The sequence below is a fragment of the Phytohabitans aurantiacus genome (genome assembly GCF_027923225.1).
GTDB classification, from domain to species: domain Bacteria; phylum Actinomycetota; class Actinomycetes; order Mycobacteriales; family Micromonosporaceae; genus Phytohabitans; species Phytohabitans aurantiacus.
Map to the genome: position 1 here is coordinate 1 of NZ_BSDI01000017.1, position 15,178 is coordinate 15,178.

Consider the following 15,178-nt stretch of genomic DNA (forward strand, 5'->3'; position numbering starts at 1 on the left):
CGCCTGCACGGCGAACTCAGCCACATCCCACCCGCCGAGCACGAGGCCCTACACGCGATGACCCAACCGGTCACCGCACCCCTGAAAACCAGCTAACCAACTCTCCACCAAACCCGGGGCTTGACACTTTGGTCGAAGGTTGCCGGACCGGCCGCGTTCGTGGGTGTCGCCGCGACCGTGGTGACCGCACGCGCCGAGCGCCGGCGCCGTACACTCCGGCGGAGATCCGCGCGAAAGCTGTGCGAGCGGGTGGCTGAGACGCCATAGACCTAAGGGAGAATCCATGCGTATTCGTCGAGCGATCGTGGCCATCGCGGCCGTCGCGATCGGGCTGTCGCCGCTGGCGCTGGCGGCCGTACCCGCTGACGTCGCGAGCGTCGCCGATACCGTGATCCGCAAGCCGCAGTAAGGCGGGTCTCACGCTTATCCACCGAGTCGCCGTACTGGTCATTGCCGTCGCGATAGGACGGTTGCCGGTGGGCGCACGGGCATGGGCCGTGGGGGCGTGGCCGGTGGGCTGTGCGCCGTTGTTGGCGTATCGCACAATCGGCGCCATGGTGTGGTGGCGGACGTCGTGCCCCGTGCGGTCGGTTGAGCAGGGTTGGATCGAGCGGTCGATGGACTGGTTCGTGGGGGAGTTCGGCGAGGAGCGTCTGCTCGGCGATGTCGTGTTACCCACCGATGACTACTTCCCTGGCGCCTACCAGGGCAGTCGTGACGATGTGCGGGCCGTGCTCGAACGGTTGTGTAAGCACATGGACATCGATCCGGCCCGGGTGGAGTTGGAGCACGACACCGCTGACGAGGATCCGGGCTTGTCGGCGCATATGCCGATCCACAGTGCGTCGACCGGTGCGGCCGGACACCACCGGCTCCGCGACGGGCGGTCGGTCATCGGGATCCGTGACGACCAAGCCCAGCAGCCGGTGGCTCTCGTGGCGACCGTGGCGCACGAACTGGGCCACGTTCTGCTGCTGGGTGATGGCCGAATTTCGCGGGAGCGGGAGGATCACGAGCCACTGACTGACCTGTTGACCGTCTTCTTCGGACTTGGCATCTTCACCGCTAACGCCGCGTTCGAGTTTGGTCGGGAGAACCGGGGCCAGTACACCTACACGACACGTACCCGGCTCGGCTACCTGACCGAGCCGATGTACGGGTACGGGCTAGCCCGGTACGCGTGGCTGCGCGGTGAGGCCGACCCTGCTTGGGCCAGATACGTCGACACCAATCCACGGGCGTACCTCAAGCGCGGTCTTCGCTATCTCAACCAATAGGAAAAACAGGGTGTGGCTTCGGCGTCATGCACTGGGGGCGACCGCGATCCGCAGGCCGGTCAGTTCGGGGGGCAGGTCACGGCGTTCCAGGGGATGGCCGGTGGGATCGAGGAGCGTGGCGTGGCCAGCGGAGATCAGGAGCAGTCGCTCGGCTGCCACCCAGACGAGGGTCGCGGAATTGAGGTCTATCGTTGGTAGGTCGCGCACCACCCGCCCGCTGTCCACCTCGACCAGTTGGGTCGCCTCCTGTCCCTTGATCACCACCAGCCTTCCGTTCGGTGACCAGGAGTACGGGCCGGCTGCGTCACCGCGTGCTGGGACAAACCTGGTTGGCTTGCCGGTATCGGCGGAGAAGAGCTGCAACCCACGGCGGGCGTGCGGCTTGCTTTCGGTGCGTGGCACGGCCGGGTCGGTCTGCTGGAGCGCTACCTGCTTCCCGTCCGGCATCCAGGTGAAGAGGCAGTAATCCGTGCAGAGATACTGGCCGGGGCCGCGGTTGGCCCACCCGCTCGACGTGTCCACCGGGAAGGTTTGGAACGACCCATCGACGCTCAGGACGCCGAGCGAGGAGGAACCGGTCTCCTTGTCCAGCAGAGTCAACGCTAGCCGTGTCCCGTCCGGCGACCACTCGGGGTTGAGTGTCAGTTGGCCGGTCCTGACCCATCGGACCTTCCCGGTCGGTACGTCGAGCAGGCCGACGTCGCCGGGACGGTCGTGGTCGAGGACAGCCGCGAACCGACCGCGTGGTGCTGCCCACGTCTCTTCGTACTTGTCCACTTTGACGTACCGGTTCTGGCTGCGGTCCAGGACGAGTCCGTCGCTGGCCGGCCCGCCGGTGGAAGTGGCGCCGGTGACCACCCAGCCACCGGGCAGCTCCAGCGGCGCGTCCCGCCAGTTGTCGTCGGGCGGCGGCAGGACACGTAGCTCGGCGGCGGTCGGGTCCGGCGCGGTAACCGAAGGCGCGGACCTGGGATGCAGCCAGATGAACGGGGTGGCGAGCGCGATGACGGCTACCATCGCGCCGAGCGCCGTTGCCGCCCGCCGCTGACGCCGTATCCGTCGCCCGCCCAGGATTGCGTGCGTCACCAGGTCGGCCGGGAGTTGGGGTGTTCCGGCCAGATCGTGTACGGCCTTTCGCAGCAGCTCGTCGGGTCGGTTCATCGGTGCACCTCCGTACGTTGAACGAGATCGTCGAAGGCGGGCACCAGTTGACGCAGTTTCGCCAGGGCTCGGGACGCCTGGCTGGCGACCGTTCCGATCCGGCAGTCGAGCAGCTCAGCGGTTTGCTCGACGCTCAGGTCCTCCAGGTAGCGCAGCACCAGCACGGCCCGCTGCCGTGGCGGCAGCCGGAGCAGCGCGTCGCGCAGCAGCAGCCGCACCGCCGTCTCGTGATCGTCGTCCGTGCCGGTGGCCAGGTCGGGCAACGCCGCGACCGGCACCTCGGACCGGCGGGCCCGGCGTCGCCAGCCGGAGACTTGGTCGTGGTAGAGAATCCGGCGTACGTAAGGCTCCGCGTCCCCCCGAATCCGCGACCAGCTGACGTACGTCTTGGCCAGCGCGCTCTGCAGCAGATCCTCCGCGCTGTGCCGGTCACCGGTGAGGGCGTACGCGACACGCAGCAGCGCCGTGCCCCGCTCGTTGACAAACGCGGTGAACTCGCGCTCGGTCCTCTGGGTCACTGCACACCTCCGTCAACACAGACGCCCGGCGGCGCGGAAAGTTTGCAGCAACAAGAGAAAATCATGATTGGGTCGATCGACACGCTGGTGCCGGCGTCTTGTCACGGCTCGCGAGACGGCCTCTCGTCTCGACTCCGCGCGTGAGGGCCGACCTGTTGTCAGACCGTCTCGTTGTTGAGAACGCTGCTGACGCCGCGGAGCTGGGCGATGTAGGCCCTGCCGATCAGGCTCGGGGGGATCATCCGGGTCAGCGCGCGTACAGGTGGGGGAAGGGGCTTGTTGGTCCGTTCGCTCGCGGCTCGCCGCGATACCTTGCGCACCCGGCGGGCTCGCAGTGCCTCGTAGCGCCGCAGTGCGCCCGGAGCGTCGACAGGGTTGACGCGCAACGCGCGGCTGAGTAGCCACGCGTCCTCGAGCGCCTGGTTGGCGCCCTGTGCCTGGGTGGGTGGGAACGCGTGTGCGGCGTCGCCGAGCAGCGTCGTTCCACCATGACCCCACTGGTTCGGCACGCGATGCGTCACGTGCCGGAACGACTCTAGGTCCTCATCGCGGAGCTTCGCGAGCAGTTGCTCGACCAGCGGGCCGTATCCGGCGAACCGCTCGGCGAGGGCGGCGGCGGGCGAGCCCTCCAGTGGCCGGTGAACGTCGAACCACCACATGAGCAGCCCGTCGCCCGAGGGCAGGAGACCGACCAGCCCAGCCTGCCCTACGACACAGACGCCCGTGGCGTTGACGGCCAGCTCGGGCAGGACCGGCGAGAGGCCTTGCCATGTGGTCCACGCATTCTCGATGGCGGGTGCCGGATCGAGGAGCGCCCGACGCACGGCGGAGCGCTGCCCGTCCGCGCCCACCACGACGTCGGCCTCATGGCGGTCGCCGGTAGCGTCGATCGCGGTCACGCCGTCGGGGCGGACCTCGACGTCGACGATCTCGCGCGAGAACTCCACCGGCACGCCCCGCGCGAGGTGCTCGATCAGCCGGTCTCGGGGCACCGAGGTGACCGGGAAGCCGGTACGGCGGGCAAGGATCGTCAGGTCTGCGGTGACTATCGTGCGGCCGTCGGCGGTGTCGAACCGCAGCGTGTCGAGTCGGCCGCCGAGGCCGCCGAGAGGAGCGCCGAGCCCGGCCAGGGCGGCCGCTCCGTTGCTGAAGATCGTCACAGCCGCGCCGCCGGTCCGCAGCGTCGGGAACTGTTCGAACACGCGTACGCGATGCTCGGAGCGGGCGAGCCCTCGGGCGAGCGCTAGCCCGCCCACGCCGCCCCCGGCGATCAAGATGTCCACCAAGCCACTCCGTTCACTACGGTCGTTGTACTACGGATGGTGTCATATGATGACCGGGTGCCGCCACCGAACGAACAGCGCCGGGCGCAACTCGCGGACGCCGCCATCGACCTGCTCGTGGAGTCAGGCGTCCACGGGGTGACCCATCGGGCCGTCGACCGGCGGGCCGGGCTGCCGGCCGGAACCGCGTCGAACTACTTCCGAAACCGGGAGGCTCTGCTTGTGGCGACCGCCCGCCGGGTCGTCGAGCAGCACCAGGCCGACATGGCCGAGGCGAGACGAAATGACCCTGCGGCCACATCCGGTAAGGGAGACAGCGTCGAGCGCGCGATCGAACTGATCTCGGGCTCATTGATGCTGGCTGGGAGCCTGCACCGCCGGCGGTACCTGGCAATCTTCGAGCTACGGCTGGAGAGCCTGCGGCGACCGGCACTCGCCGCGGCGATCGATGAGCTGATGGTGGCGATGGCGGCGTTCACGAGCGGGCACCACACCGACCTCGGGCTGCGGATTCCACCGGCCGCGATCCCGCCGATGCTCGTGATGTATGGAGGCGCGCTCTTCGCGCTGGTCACCGGGCCTGCGGAGGCCGTGACGCCAGCGGCCGTGCGGCCGCTCGCGATAGCGATTGTGGAAGGCGGTCTCGCGGCGGCGCGTTTCATGCTGAGTCATTAGCCGCCAGGCGGGCAGGGCCTACAACTAACCCCAGTCTTCGTCGAGTGGATCTCCGGGCAGCCATAGGTTCACTGGCCGGCGTACGGGCTCGGGCTCCCATGCCTTCGTCTCCGGGTTCCAGCGGAGTGTGGCCGCGCGCAGTGAGCCGCCGGAGAGGTCGATTTTCTGCAGGGCGGCGAGCGCGGTCGCGTCGACCCGGGCGTCGATGACGACGCGTACGTCGGTCTCGCGGTCGCCCAGCATGATGCGCTCTGGATCCGGTTGCTCAGCCGTGCTTACCTCGTGCTGCTTGCGCACCCGGTGCCGGCGGATGAGCTGGGTCAGCGCGCGGTACGCGTCGTTGCCCGCGTTTTCGATCAGGCTCTGCACGAAGGGTAGAAGGATGGTGGTGATGCCGACGGTCGAGACAATTGTCAGTGGATCCAACCCACGCGGGCCGGAGTCCTTGATCGCGTCGGCGTCGAGTACCGGATGAAGCGGCGCGAGCGCGTCGATCGCCCGGCGCGCCCTGGACAAGAGCTCATCCGCTTCCGCGATCAACTCGGGATCGAGGTCGTTTTCGCTGCCGCGTAGCTCGTCTCGCAAGGAGGAAAGCTGGTCGAGGGTGGACATCAGCTCGGCACGCCAATGCGACTCGCGCCGCCGGTCACTCATACATCGAACTTTAGTGTAAGTCTGGTGTGGTGCGGTGGAAGAGGAAAGCGCGTGGACAAGGGGACGCAGCCGCGCCCGACAGTATCGAGTTGCATGCTCGGCTCAGCGAGGCGGCCAGCGCCGTCTATGCCGCGGCCGACGACGTGTCAGGTCTCAGCGCGGCCATCGACGTGCTTGAGCGGGGGTTGCCTCGGGTCGCGGCCGACCATCCCCATCGAGGGATCTTTCTGGGTCTCCTCGGTGAGGCATTCGGGCTTCGGTTCAGTCTGACGAGCGTTCCCGCTGACATCGAGGCGGCTGTTGCTTTCGGTGAGCAAGCCGTCGTGGCTCTGCCCGCGGACGATCCGCAACGCGGCGTGGCGTACAGCCGGCTGGCGGAGCACTACATCGTGCGGTTCGAAGCCGTGGGCAATCCGTCCGACCTGGACGCCACCGTTGGGTGCTGCGAGCAGGCCCTGGCGGAGGCGCTGGCGACGCCGGTGGTGCTGGCCCGGCTTGCCTACGCACACCAGTGTCGCGCTGAGCTCGGCGGGGCACCGGCCGATGTGGACGCTCAGATCCGGCATGCCGAACACGGTCTGGAAGTGGCCGATGCCGCGGACTCCTATCGGCCGGTTCTGCACGAGCTGGCGGCCGCTGGGTACGAGCGACGGTACGAGCGGGCGCGTGACGTCGGTGACCTCGACGCGGCCATCACCTGTCGGGAGGCGGTCGTGGGCGATGGTCTGCGCGGCGGCATGCTGGCCCGAGACTTGTCCAACCTCAGCTTCGCCTATCTGGAGCGGTACGAGGCGACTGGCGGCTCGGCGGATGTGCACAGTGCCATCGACTGTGCGGGCAGGGCGCTGGAGATCGCTGGCGAGGACAACCGGGACTACGCGGAGCTGCTCTACAAGCTGGGTCTGGCGTTTCGAGCTCGGTTCAACCTGGCCGGCGACGCCGCCGATCTGCGTAAGTACGTCGAACTGACGCAGGAGTCGCGGCGACGCGCTTCTGCCCACTATCAAGGCATAGCGCTGGTCAATCTCGCCGTTTCTTACGTCCAACGCTACGAATACCTTGGTGACCACCGCGATCTGGAGGCGAGTATCGAGGTCGGTGAGGAAGCGCTGGCGGATGGCGGTTTGACCAGCCAACAACGCGGCACCTGCGTTGCCAATCTCTCCAAGATGTACCGGAAGCGGTTCGAGCGATACGGCGCGCAGGGCGACCTTGACCATGCCGTCCAGCTCGGTCACCGTGCCGTCCGGGCGCTGCCCGACGGTCATCCCGAGCTTGTCTCACGACTCGAAGGTCTCGCCAACGCCTACTCCGAACGCTTCGAACGCTTCCGGGACCTGGAAGATCTGACCACCGCCGTGGAACTGGGTGAACGTGCCCTCGCGATCGCCGGCATCAGGCACACTGAGCGGCGGCAGATACAGTCCAACCTCAGCGGGTACCTGCTGCAGCGATACCTGGGGGGCGGCGATCCCGCCGATCTGGACGCGAGTGCCGGATACAGCCTGCAGGCGCTCGGCGCCACCGACGAGGCCGACCCACAGTGGGCTCAGTTCGCCGACGCCCTCGCCGGAGCCCTGCTGCATCGGCACCGGCTAAACGCCCGCACGGGCGAGGTGGCCGGTCACGCAGACCTGGACAAGGCGATCGACCTCATCGCGCGGGCGGCGACGGCGACGGGGCCGGACTCGCCGTTCTTCCTGAGGCGTCTGCAAAACCTCGCGGTCGCCTACCAGGAAGAGGCGGTCGATCCAGAGCGTCGGGCAGGCGTGGTGCGGCGACTCGTCGAGGCGGTCGGCACCGCCACAGATACGACACCGACGGCACAGGCGAGTGCCCGGACGAATATCGGCCACCTGGCTCTGCAGGCCGGCATGCTCACCGAGGCGGCGGCGATGTGGCGCGGAGCGGTCGAGCTGCTGCCCCTGTGCGCACCTCAGGGCCTGGCCTGGTCCGACCAGGAGCACCAGCTCAGCCACAGCGGGAGTCTGGTTGGCGAGGCCACGGCGACTCTCCTCGCGATTGGTGACGTGGCGGGTGCTGTCGAGCTTGCCGAGCTTGGCCGCGGCATCTTGCTGTCCAACCAGCTGAGCGCCCGCATAGACGTAGCCGAACTCTCGCGCTCCGCTCCCGACCTCGCCGAGGAGTTCAAGATACTCGTGTCCGAGATGGACACCCAGTCGCCGATGGACGGCCGCCTGCACGACCTCACCGGCGCGCCGGCACCGCGGCGGCCGCCGCGCCACCTCGCCGACCGCTGGGACCAACTGCTGCACCGGATCCGCGAGTTCCCCGAGTTCGCCGGCTTCCTGGTACCGCCTCGGATCGCCGAGCTGCAGAGTGCAGCGGCAGACGGTGCCGTGGTGCTCGTCAACGTGGGAACGCTCGGCGGCGACGCGGTGGTGCTCAAGCCGGACGCCCTGCTGCGGGTACGGCTGCCCGAGCTCACCGAGGCGGACGCGAGGGCCCACGCGAACGCCTTGGCGGGCGTGGAGTTCTTCACGGAAAATCGCGTCGCGCAAGCCAGAACCACACGGCCGGCAGGCGCGACACACGACCTGCTCGCCTGGCTTTGGGAGACGGTCACCGGGCCGGTGCTGACCGCACTCGGATACGACACGCCGCCGGATGCCGGGCAGCCAACACCACGGGTGTGGTGGGTGGCGACCGGGGTGCTGAGCCTGTTGCCCCTGCACGCGGCCGGGTTGCCCGACGGGCCCTCGGCACTCGACCGCGTCGTGAGCTCGTACACCCCGACCATCCGTGCCCTGATCCTCGGCAGGCAACGCACGGGCACGGACACCCGCACCCAGCTGACCGTCACCATGCGGCACACGGACGGACTGCCGGACCTGCCCGCTACCGCCGCCGAGACCGCCTACCTGCTGGCCAGGAACCCGGACGCGGTTGCGCTCGCGGACGGCGAGGCCAGCGCGGCCGCCGTTCTCGACGCACTATCCGGCGCCGGCTGGGTTCACTTCGCCTGCCACGCGACAAGTCATCCGGAGAAGGCGTCGAAGAGCGGGCTGCACCTGCACGACAGGATGCTGCGCGTGCCCGAGATCAGCGGGGCCGGTCCGCGGGGCGGTGAGTTCGCGTACCTGTCGGCCTGCTCCACGGGTCAAGGGAGCCTCTTCCAGGCAGACCAGGCGATCCACCTGGCGTCCGCGTTCCAGCTCGCGGGGTACCGGCACGTGGTGGCCACCCTGTGGTCGGTCAACGATCAAGTCGCGGCGATGGCCGCACGTCGCTTCTACCGGCTGCTCGGCGATTCCTCGACCGCGGACGGCGCCGCGGTGGCCTTACACGACGTGACCCGACGCCTGCGTGCGAGATTTCCCGCACATCCCGAACTGTGGGCACCGTTCGTCCACAGTGGTCCGTGACGAGTACCGCCAGGTCGGTGCCGTCGGCGTGTCGTCGGCGCTGGTGTCCTTCGCGCCGCCACCGCGGCGGAGGTGGAGTCGGTGTGGTCCGGTTCAGTCGTCCTCCAGGCTTCGTCGAGTCGTCGTGCTTAGCGTGAGCCACTTGTCGAGCCGACCTCCGACATGAGCGCGCTCGGTCGTCCCATCGAATCCGACCTCAGGAAAGGAACTCGTGGCAATGAACATCACACGATGGCTTCCGCGGAGCAGGCCGCTGGCCGTGGCGGCGTTGGCCATCACGGCGGTGGCGGCGATCCTCATCCCCGCGCCCGCATCAGCCACCGCCGCCGCCGGCCTCTGTACCTTCCGGTCGGGCGGCCCCAACAACTGGAGCAACCCGGCACAGGTCAGCGCCGACCTGTTGATCAATTGCAGCGACGTCGGATCCACCGCCTACGCGTCGGTCCACCTCTACCGCGACGGGACGCTCGTGGGGTCCGACGACGACTTCGGCATCGGGGGAGCGTGGGCGTACACGGCGGCGAGCTGCGTACCCGGCAACTACGTGGCGTACTGGTACGCCTCCGTGAGTGACTCCACCGTGCCGGAGTCGTACCGGTGGCAGAGCCCGAGCACCAGCATCAGTTGCGCTCCGCCGCCCCCAGCCGTGGCCAACCCGGGCAGCCGGAGTACCTACATTTATGACTACGCATATCTGCAAATGACCGCGACCGGCGGGACCGCCCCTTACAACTGGTCCGCCAGCGGGCTGCCCACGGGTACGTCGATCAACTCCAGCACCGGCGTGATCGCCGGCACCGTTACTCAGTTCGGCACTTACACGGTCACTGTGAGCGCGACCGACGCGGCGGGTCGCACCGGCAGCACCCAGTTCACCTGGCTCGTCCGGCGCGAGGCCTGTCCAACCTGCTAAAAGCGCCGCACCGTCGGGCATCGCCAGCAGCGGCCACTATCGTTGCTACGTGTTCGACGACTGACGGTGGATCGGGCGCAGCACGACGCCGAATAGGTCGCTCGCGGTGACGTAGCCGAAGTCACGGGAGTCGGAGCTGGCGTCCCGGTTGTCACCTATGGCGATCAGCGCGCCGTCGCGGACCGGGCTGCCGGGCCGCACGGACAGGGTGGGGGCGACCGACGCTGGCACCGGGTCGCCGGGCGTCGCGATCGCACGCTTGATGAGCCACCGGGCGCTGGTGTCCGGTGCCACGATCGCCTCCAGCTGCCACGGATGCTGGATGACCACGATGTCGCCGGCTCTTACCCGGGACAGCGGAGTACGGCGCACCAGCAGCCGGTCGCCAGGGGCGAGCGCGGGTCGCATGCTGTCGCCGAAGACGGTCACGATCCGCAGCCGCCACCGCAGCCAGCCGACGACCGCGGCCGTCGCCAGCAGGACCAGCCCGGCGATGAGGGACGAGGTCATGACCGTTTGACCCTTCGCTAGTTCCGCCGCAATTTCGCCAGTCCGACCCTGAGTGGTGGCGGCAGGACGCCGGGCCCTGCCGCCACTGGTCAGCCAGCGCTGTGAAGCGCTCAGGTCAGCAGCCGCAGTACTGGACCGTCCACTTTGAACACGTGCCCGGCATGGTGTAGAAGTACCGGCGGTACCGCACGCGCTGGGTGCCGCCGCAGTAGTTCTGGTGGTACGCGCAGGCGAGCTGGGTGCAGACTCCATTGCTGCAGCTCTGCCCGATCAGGCTGCCGCACGCGGGCAGCGCCGCGACCACCGCTCGCGGCACCAGCCGCTCCAGCAACGCATCGGCAAGACGGCTGATCGCCATCCCACATCCCTTCTGTCGAGGTCATTCGCGGCCTCGTCGCCCGAATGTCGCCGGTCTTCGAGGCCCGCAGCAGGTTGGCACGGGCGAATTGAGGCGCGGTTGCAGCGGGATTGAATCGGCTGGTCAGCGGCGCTCGGCGGCATGGGCGCGCGCCGGTGTGCGGGTGGCTCACCACCCAGGACGCCCCCTGCCACCAGCGTTTTCAATTCCGCTGCAAGGCCGTGTCAATCCCGGTCTGCCAACCTGTCGCGGGTCGAGTTCGGATGACGTATCTGGATGGTGAAGGTGACCTCGTTTCTTATCGCACTCGTGGTGCTGGTCGGCGCCGTTGCCGTACTGAACCTGCTGCTGACCGTGGGGGTGATTCGCCGGCTGCGGCAGCACACCGAGAAGCTGACGAACCTGCCTGTGCCGGACGGGACGGCGCCGTCGGTGATGCCCGGCGCGGGCGAGCAGGTCGATGATTTCACCGCCACCACGGACGACGGGGAGCCGGTCTCGCGGGACCTGCTGTCGGGACAGACCCTCATCGGGGTGCTCTCGCCCAGCTGCAGCGCGTGTGAGGAGCGGCTGCCGGAGTTCCTTGTCAGGGCGAAGGAGTTCCCGGGCGGGCGGGGCCAGGTGCTGGCGGTCCTGGCCGGCGAACGGGAGGAGACGGCGGAGTACCGGGAGCGGCTCGCACCGGTCGCCCGGCTGGTGATCGAGCCGCTGCTGGACGGGCCGGTCGCCGCCGCGCTGAAGGTGCAAGGCTACCCGGCGTTCGCGGTGCTCGACTCCACTGGGACGGTGGTGGCCAGCGGACATGACCCGCACCAGCTACAGCTGCTCGCGCCGGCCGTCGCCTGAACGCGATGGCCGACCTGAACGGGGGCGCCCGGGCCAGCCTCACCGGGCTGACCCGCGCGCTGGCGTTGGCCTGGTGCGCCGGCCGCTACCACCTGGTCGGGTACGGGGCACTGACTCTGCTGGCGGCGGCGGTCCCGGTCGTGGCCGGGTGGCTGACCAAGTACGCCTTGGACAGGATCGTCGATTCGGCAGCGGGCGTCTCGACGTTGGCCGCCGCGGGGGTGGGGTTGGCGCTCGCCGGTGTGGTCGGCGGGGTTTCGCCGCACGCGTCCAGCTACCTGACCGCGGAGTTGGGGCGGCGGGTCAGCCTGCTGGCGCAGGACCGGTTGTTCGTGGCGGCGGAACGGTTCGTGGGACTGCGCCGGTTCGAGGACCCGGCGTTTCTGGACCGGCTGAACCTGGCTCAGCAGGCCGGCGGCTCCACCCCGAGCCAGGTGGTCTCCGGCGCGTTCGGCATCGGTGGCAACATCGTGACGGTGGTCGGGTTCGTCGGATCGCTGCTCGTGCTCAACCCCCTACTGGCGGCCGCGGTGGCGGTCGGCGCGGTGCCGGCGGTGTTCGCGGAGTGGAAGCTGTCCCGGCAGCGTGCGGCGATGATGTGGCGCGTCAGCCCGGCACAGCGGCGGGAGTTCTTCTTCCAGCAGTTGCTCACCAGCGTGCAGGCGGCGAAGGAACTGCGGCTGTTCGGCGCGAGCGGCCACTTCCGCCAACGGATGCTCGCTGAGCGGCGCGTCGCCAACGGGGAGAGCCGGCGGATGGACCGGCGGGAGATGCTGACCCAGTCGGGGCTCAGCATGCTCGGCGCGGCGGTCGCCGGGGCCAGCATGCTGTGGGCACTGTTCGCCGCTACCCGGGGCCAGCTCACCGCCGGCGACGTGATGCTGCTGGTCGGTGCGGTCGCCGCCGTACAGATGGGAGTCGCCTCGCTGGTGAGCCAGATGATGGTGACCCACCAGGAGCTGACCATGTTCGACCACTACCTGGCGGTGGTCGACAGCGAGCCGGACCTGCCGGTGCGTGCGCACACCGCGTGGGCGCTACCGCTGCGCTGGGAGATCGAGTTCCGGGAGGTGTGGTTCCGGTATACGCCGGAGCATCCCTGGGCGCTGCGCGGCGTGTCGTTCCGGGTCCAACGTGGACAGGCGGTTGGGCTGGTCGGCCGCAACGGCGCCGGCAAAAGCACCATGGTCAAGCTGCTGTGCCGGATGTACGACCCGGACCGGGGATCGATCCGGTGGGACGGCGTCGACCTGCGCGACATGGACCCCGCCGAGCTACGCCGACGGATCGGCGTGGTGTTCCAGGACTACATGGAGTACGACCTGACCGCCGCCGAGAACATCGCCCTCGGCGACCTGGACGCCGGCCACGACCGGGCGAGAGTCGTCGCCGCCGCCCAGGCGGCCGGCATCCACCACAAGCTCGCCACGCTCCCGCGCGGCTACGACACGTTGCTCACCCGGATGTTCTTCGGCGCGGCCGAGGCGGAGGACCCCGACCCGGAGGCCGGCGTGGTGCTCTCCGGCGGCCAGTGGCAGCGGGTGGCGCTGGCCCGGGCGCTGCTGCGCGACGAGCGGGACCTGCTCATCCTTGACGAGCCGAGCTCAGGTCTGGACGCCGAGGCCGAGGCCGAGATCCATCAGACGCTGCGCGGCTTTCGGCAGGGGCGCACGAGCCTGCTGATCTCCCACCGGCTCGGCGCCATCCGGGACGCGGACGCGCTGGTCGTGCTCGACCAGGGCCGTGTGGTGGAGCAGGGCAGCCATGCCGAGCTGATGGCCGCCGGTGGCGTGTACGCGTCCCTGTTCACCAAGCAGGCGGCCGGATACCAGTCGCCGGAGCTCTCCGAGGTCGCCACATGATGTCGTATGTCCTGATCGGCCTTCGCAGCCTAATCGCGCTGGTATTCGTGTTCTCGATCGCGGGCAAGCTTCGCGGCCGCCGCGCGTTCGACGAGTTCCTGGCCGCCACCGTCCGGCTGTCGCCCCGGCCGTTGCCGGCGGCCCTGGCCCGGTGGCTGGCGGCCGGCGTGGTGGCCATCGAGCTCGCGGTGGTGCTGCTGCTAACGATGCCGGCGACCACCCCGATCGGGTTCGCGGTCGCCGCCGCACTGCTGCTGGGCTTTACCGGCACGATCGTGCTGGCACTGCGCCGCGGCGAGCGGGCGCCCTGCCGCTGCTTCGGCTCCACGACACAACCACTCGGGTACCCGCAGGTGGCGCGCAACCTCGTGCTGCTCGCCGCCGCCGCGCTCGGCCTGGCCGGCGGGCAACTGCCGGCCGCCTCGCCCGACCTGGCCGGTGCCCTGGTCGCGGTCGGCGCCGGCGCGCTCGCCGCGACGGTGGTGACCATGGCCGACGACATCACCTCGCTATTCCGTCCGGTATAGCCAGGTCGCGGCCGGCGTGGACCACTCGATGTGGTGGTCGCCCATCCAGCCGCTCGGGTCGGTGTCGGTGCGCTCCAACCGCTTGAACACCCTGGACAGGACGGCGTCGCGAATCACGCGCCCCACCGGGCCGGTCGCCTTGGAGTCGCCGTTCTGCTTGCCCTGCGCCACGATCCGCTCGACTCGTTCCCGGCGCAGCGACTCGTACACGGCCAGCGCCTCCGGGATGGACGGCACGTCGCGCAGGCACTTCGCGAGCACGACGGCGTCTTCGATCGCCATCGACGCGCCCTGGCCGGATGCGGGCGAGGTGGCGTGCGCGGCATCGCCAATGATCACCATGCGGTCGGTGTGCCAGATCGGCACCGACGGCAGATCGTACGTGGTCCAGCCGGCCAGGATGTCCGAAGTGGACTCGATGATCGCTCGCGCCGGGGTGCGGTCGGCGCGGAACAGGCCGATGAGCATTTCCCGCCACGCCGAGGCTGGCGTGTTCGCGAGCTCCGCGCGGCTGGGCTCCTCGGTGCGGGGTGGGTTGGCGAACCACCAGATCTCGCCGTCCGGGGTCTTGAGGTAGCTGAAGAAGCAGCGCTTGCCGAAGATCATGTGCATGACGCCGGGCCTGCCCGGGACCTCCACGCCGCGCGTGAAGCCGCCGGTATTGAGCAGCGGCACGTACCGGGCGGGTGGCGCGGCGGGGTCGATGAGCTGGCGGGTGCGTGACTGGAGGCCGTCCGCGCCGATCAGCAGGTCGCCGGTGGCCGTGGTGCCGTCGGCGAAGATCGCCCGCACGCCGCCGTCGACGGGTTCGGCCGAGACGAGGCGCTTGCCGTACTCGATCGGGATGCCGCGTGCCATGACCGCGTCCCGCAGCGCCCGGTAGAGGTCGGCGCGCCGGATGGTCTGGCTGACCAGGCCGTCCTGCCGGGTCGGCCCGTTGGGCAACTCGGCCAGCTTCCGTCCGCTGCCGACGTGGAACGCGAACCGCGGGGTCGCGACGCCGCCCTTCACCACCGATTCGAGATCGATCGCGCGCAGCGCGTCCAGGCCGTTCACCGCCAGCGTCAGGAACGCACCGACGCCGTCAGCGGTCTGGTCGTAGGCCTCGTAGAGCGACGCCTTGATGCCGGCGTGCCGCAGGGCCATCGCGGCCACGGGACCGGCGACACCACCGCCGATGATCAAGACCCTAGTCATGCTATGACTAT

Annotated in this window: 15 protein-coding genes; 8 read left to right on the plus strand and 7 right to left on the minus strand. The window is 69.3% G+C overall.

What is annotated here, in order from left to right; genetic code table 11:
* The first annotated feature begins 283 nt into the window (after window positions 1–283).
* Both QMG73_RS18805 and QMG73_RS18810 read left to right on the plus strand, forming a co-directional pair.
* Window positions 284–409: a hypothetical protein gene (locus QMG73_RS18805; RefSeq protein ID WP_281897360.1), complete on the plus strand. Its 126-nt coding sequence runs from the start codon at window positions 284–286 to the stop codon at window positions 407–409.
* A gap of 145 nt (window positions 410–554) precedes the next feature.
* The gene (locus QMG73_RS18810) at window positions 555–1,277 is read left to right on the plus strand and encodes a hypothetical protein (RefSeq protein WP_281897362.1); all 723 of its coding nucleotides are present in this window, start codon (window positions 555–557) and stop codon (window positions 1,275–1,277) included.
* A 24-nt stretch (window positions 1,278–1,301) separates the two neighbouring features.
* On the opposite strand, the gene QMG73_RS18815 is transcribed toward QMG73_RS18810, so the two are convergent.
* From QMG73_RS18815 to QMG73_RS18825, 3 genes are all read right to left on the minus strand, one after another.
* Window positions 1,302–2,438, minus strand: a complete 1,137-nt coding sequence (locus QMG73_RS18815) for a TolB family protein (RefSeq protein WP_281897365.1) — start codon at window positions 2,436–2,438, stop codon at window positions 1,302–1,304.
* The gene (locus QMG73_RS18820; protein WP_281897367.1) at window positions 2,435–2,956 is read right to left on the minus strand and encodes a SigE family RNA polymerase sigma factor; all 522 of its coding nucleotides are present in this window, start codon (window positions 2,954–2,956) and stop codon (window positions 2,435–2,437) included. The genes QMG73_RS18815 and QMG73_RS18820 overlap by 4 nt, the downstream gene beginning before the upstream one ends.
* 158 nt (window positions 2,957–3,114) lie before the next feature.
* A complete protein-coding gene (locus QMG73_RS18825) occupies window positions 3,115–4,239 on the minus strand; it encodes an FAD-dependent oxidoreductase (RefSeq protein WP_281897370.1) in 1,125 nt (374 codons plus the stop codon).
* Window positions 4,240–4,296: 57 nt separating this feature from the next.
* Here QMG73_RS18825 and QMG73_RS18830 point away from each other — a divergent pair, with 57 nt between their 5' ends.
* On the plus strand, window positions 4,297–4,914 hold the full coding sequence (locus tag QMG73_RS18830; RefSeq protein ID WP_281897372.1) for a TetR/AcrR family transcriptional regulator: 618 nt from the start codon (window positions 4,297–4,299) through the stop codon (window positions 4,912–4,914).
* A gap of 24 nt (window positions 4,915–4,938) precedes the next feature.
* Here the strand turns inward: QMG73_RS18830 and QMG73_RS18835 are convergent, their stop codons facing one another.
* A complete protein-coding gene (locus QMG73_RS18835; RefSeq protein ID WP_281897374.1) occupies window positions 4,939–5,568 on the minus strand; it encodes a hypothetical protein in 630 nt (209 codons plus the stop codon).
* Between the two features lie 89 nt (window positions 5,569–5,657).
* Between QMG73_RS18835 and QMG73_RS18840 the strand changes: the two genes are divergently transcribed.
* A complete protein-coding gene (locus QMG73_RS18840) occupies window positions 5,658–8,954 on the plus strand; it encodes a CHAT domain-containing protein (RefSeq protein WP_281897376.1) in 3,297 nt (1,098 codons plus the stop codon).
* A gap of 217 nt (window positions 8,955–9,171) precedes the next feature.
* Window positions 9,172–9,867 carry an Ig domain-containing protein gene (locus QMG73_RS18845; RefSeq protein ID WP_281897379.1) on the plus strand — a complete coding sequence of 232 codons (696 nt, stop codon included), beginning with the start codon at window positions 9,172–9,174 and terminating at the stop codon, window positions 9,865–9,867.
* 45 nt (window positions 9,868–9,912) lie between these two features.
* Here QMG73_RS18845 and QMG73_RS18850 read toward each other — a convergent pair whose 3' ends face one another.
* Window positions 9,913–10,377, minus strand: coding sequence for a S26 family signal peptidase (locus QMG73_RS18850; protein WP_281897381.1), 465 nt, complete (start codon window positions 10,375–10,377; stop codon window positions 9,913–9,915).
* A 115-nt stretch (window positions 10,378–10,492) separates the two neighbouring features.
* Window positions 10,493–10,735 carry a hypothetical protein gene (locus QMG73_RS18855; RefSeq protein ID WP_281897383.1) on the minus strand — a complete coding sequence of 81 codons (243 nt, stop codon included), beginning with the start codon at window positions 10,733–10,735 and terminating at the stop codon, window positions 10,493–10,495.
* 276 nt (window positions 10,736–11,011) lie between these two features.
* Between QMG73_RS18855 and QMG73_RS18860 the strand changes: the two genes are divergently transcribed.
* The 3 genes from QMG73_RS18860 to QMG73_RS18870 are packed head-to-tail and all read left to right on the plus strand — an operon-like array spanning window position 11,012 to window position 13,970.
* Entirely contained in the window at window positions 11,012–11,581 is a 570-nt protein-coding gene (locus tag QMG73_RS18860) for a TlpA family protein disulfide reductase (RefSeq protein ID WP_281897384.1), read from the plus strand.
* Window positions 11,582–11,586: 5 nt separating this feature from the next.
* Window positions 11,587–13,443 (plus strand): ABC transporter ATP-binding protein, encoded by a 1,857-nt coding sequence (locus QMG73_RS18865; protein WP_281897386.1) that lies wholly within the window; start codon window positions 11,587–11,589, stop codon window positions 13,441–13,443.
* Entirely contained in the window at window positions 13,440–13,970 is a 531-nt protein-coding gene (locus tag QMG73_RS18870; RefSeq protein ID WP_281897388.1) for a MauE/DoxX family redox-associated membrane protein, read from the plus strand. The genes QMG73_RS18865 and QMG73_RS18870 overlap by 4 nt, the downstream gene beginning before the upstream one ends.
* Here QMG73_RS18870 and QMG73_RS18875 read toward each other — a convergent pair.
* Window positions 13,953–15,167 (minus strand): FAD-dependent oxidoreductase, encoded by a 1,215-nt coding sequence (locus QMG73_RS18875; RefSeq protein WP_281897390.1) that lies wholly within the window; start codon window positions 15,165–15,167, stop codon window positions 13,953–13,955. The two genes, QMG73_RS18870 and QMG73_RS18875, sit on opposite strands and share 18 nt — an antisense overlap.
* Window positions 15,168–15,178 lie beyond the last annotated feature (11 nt).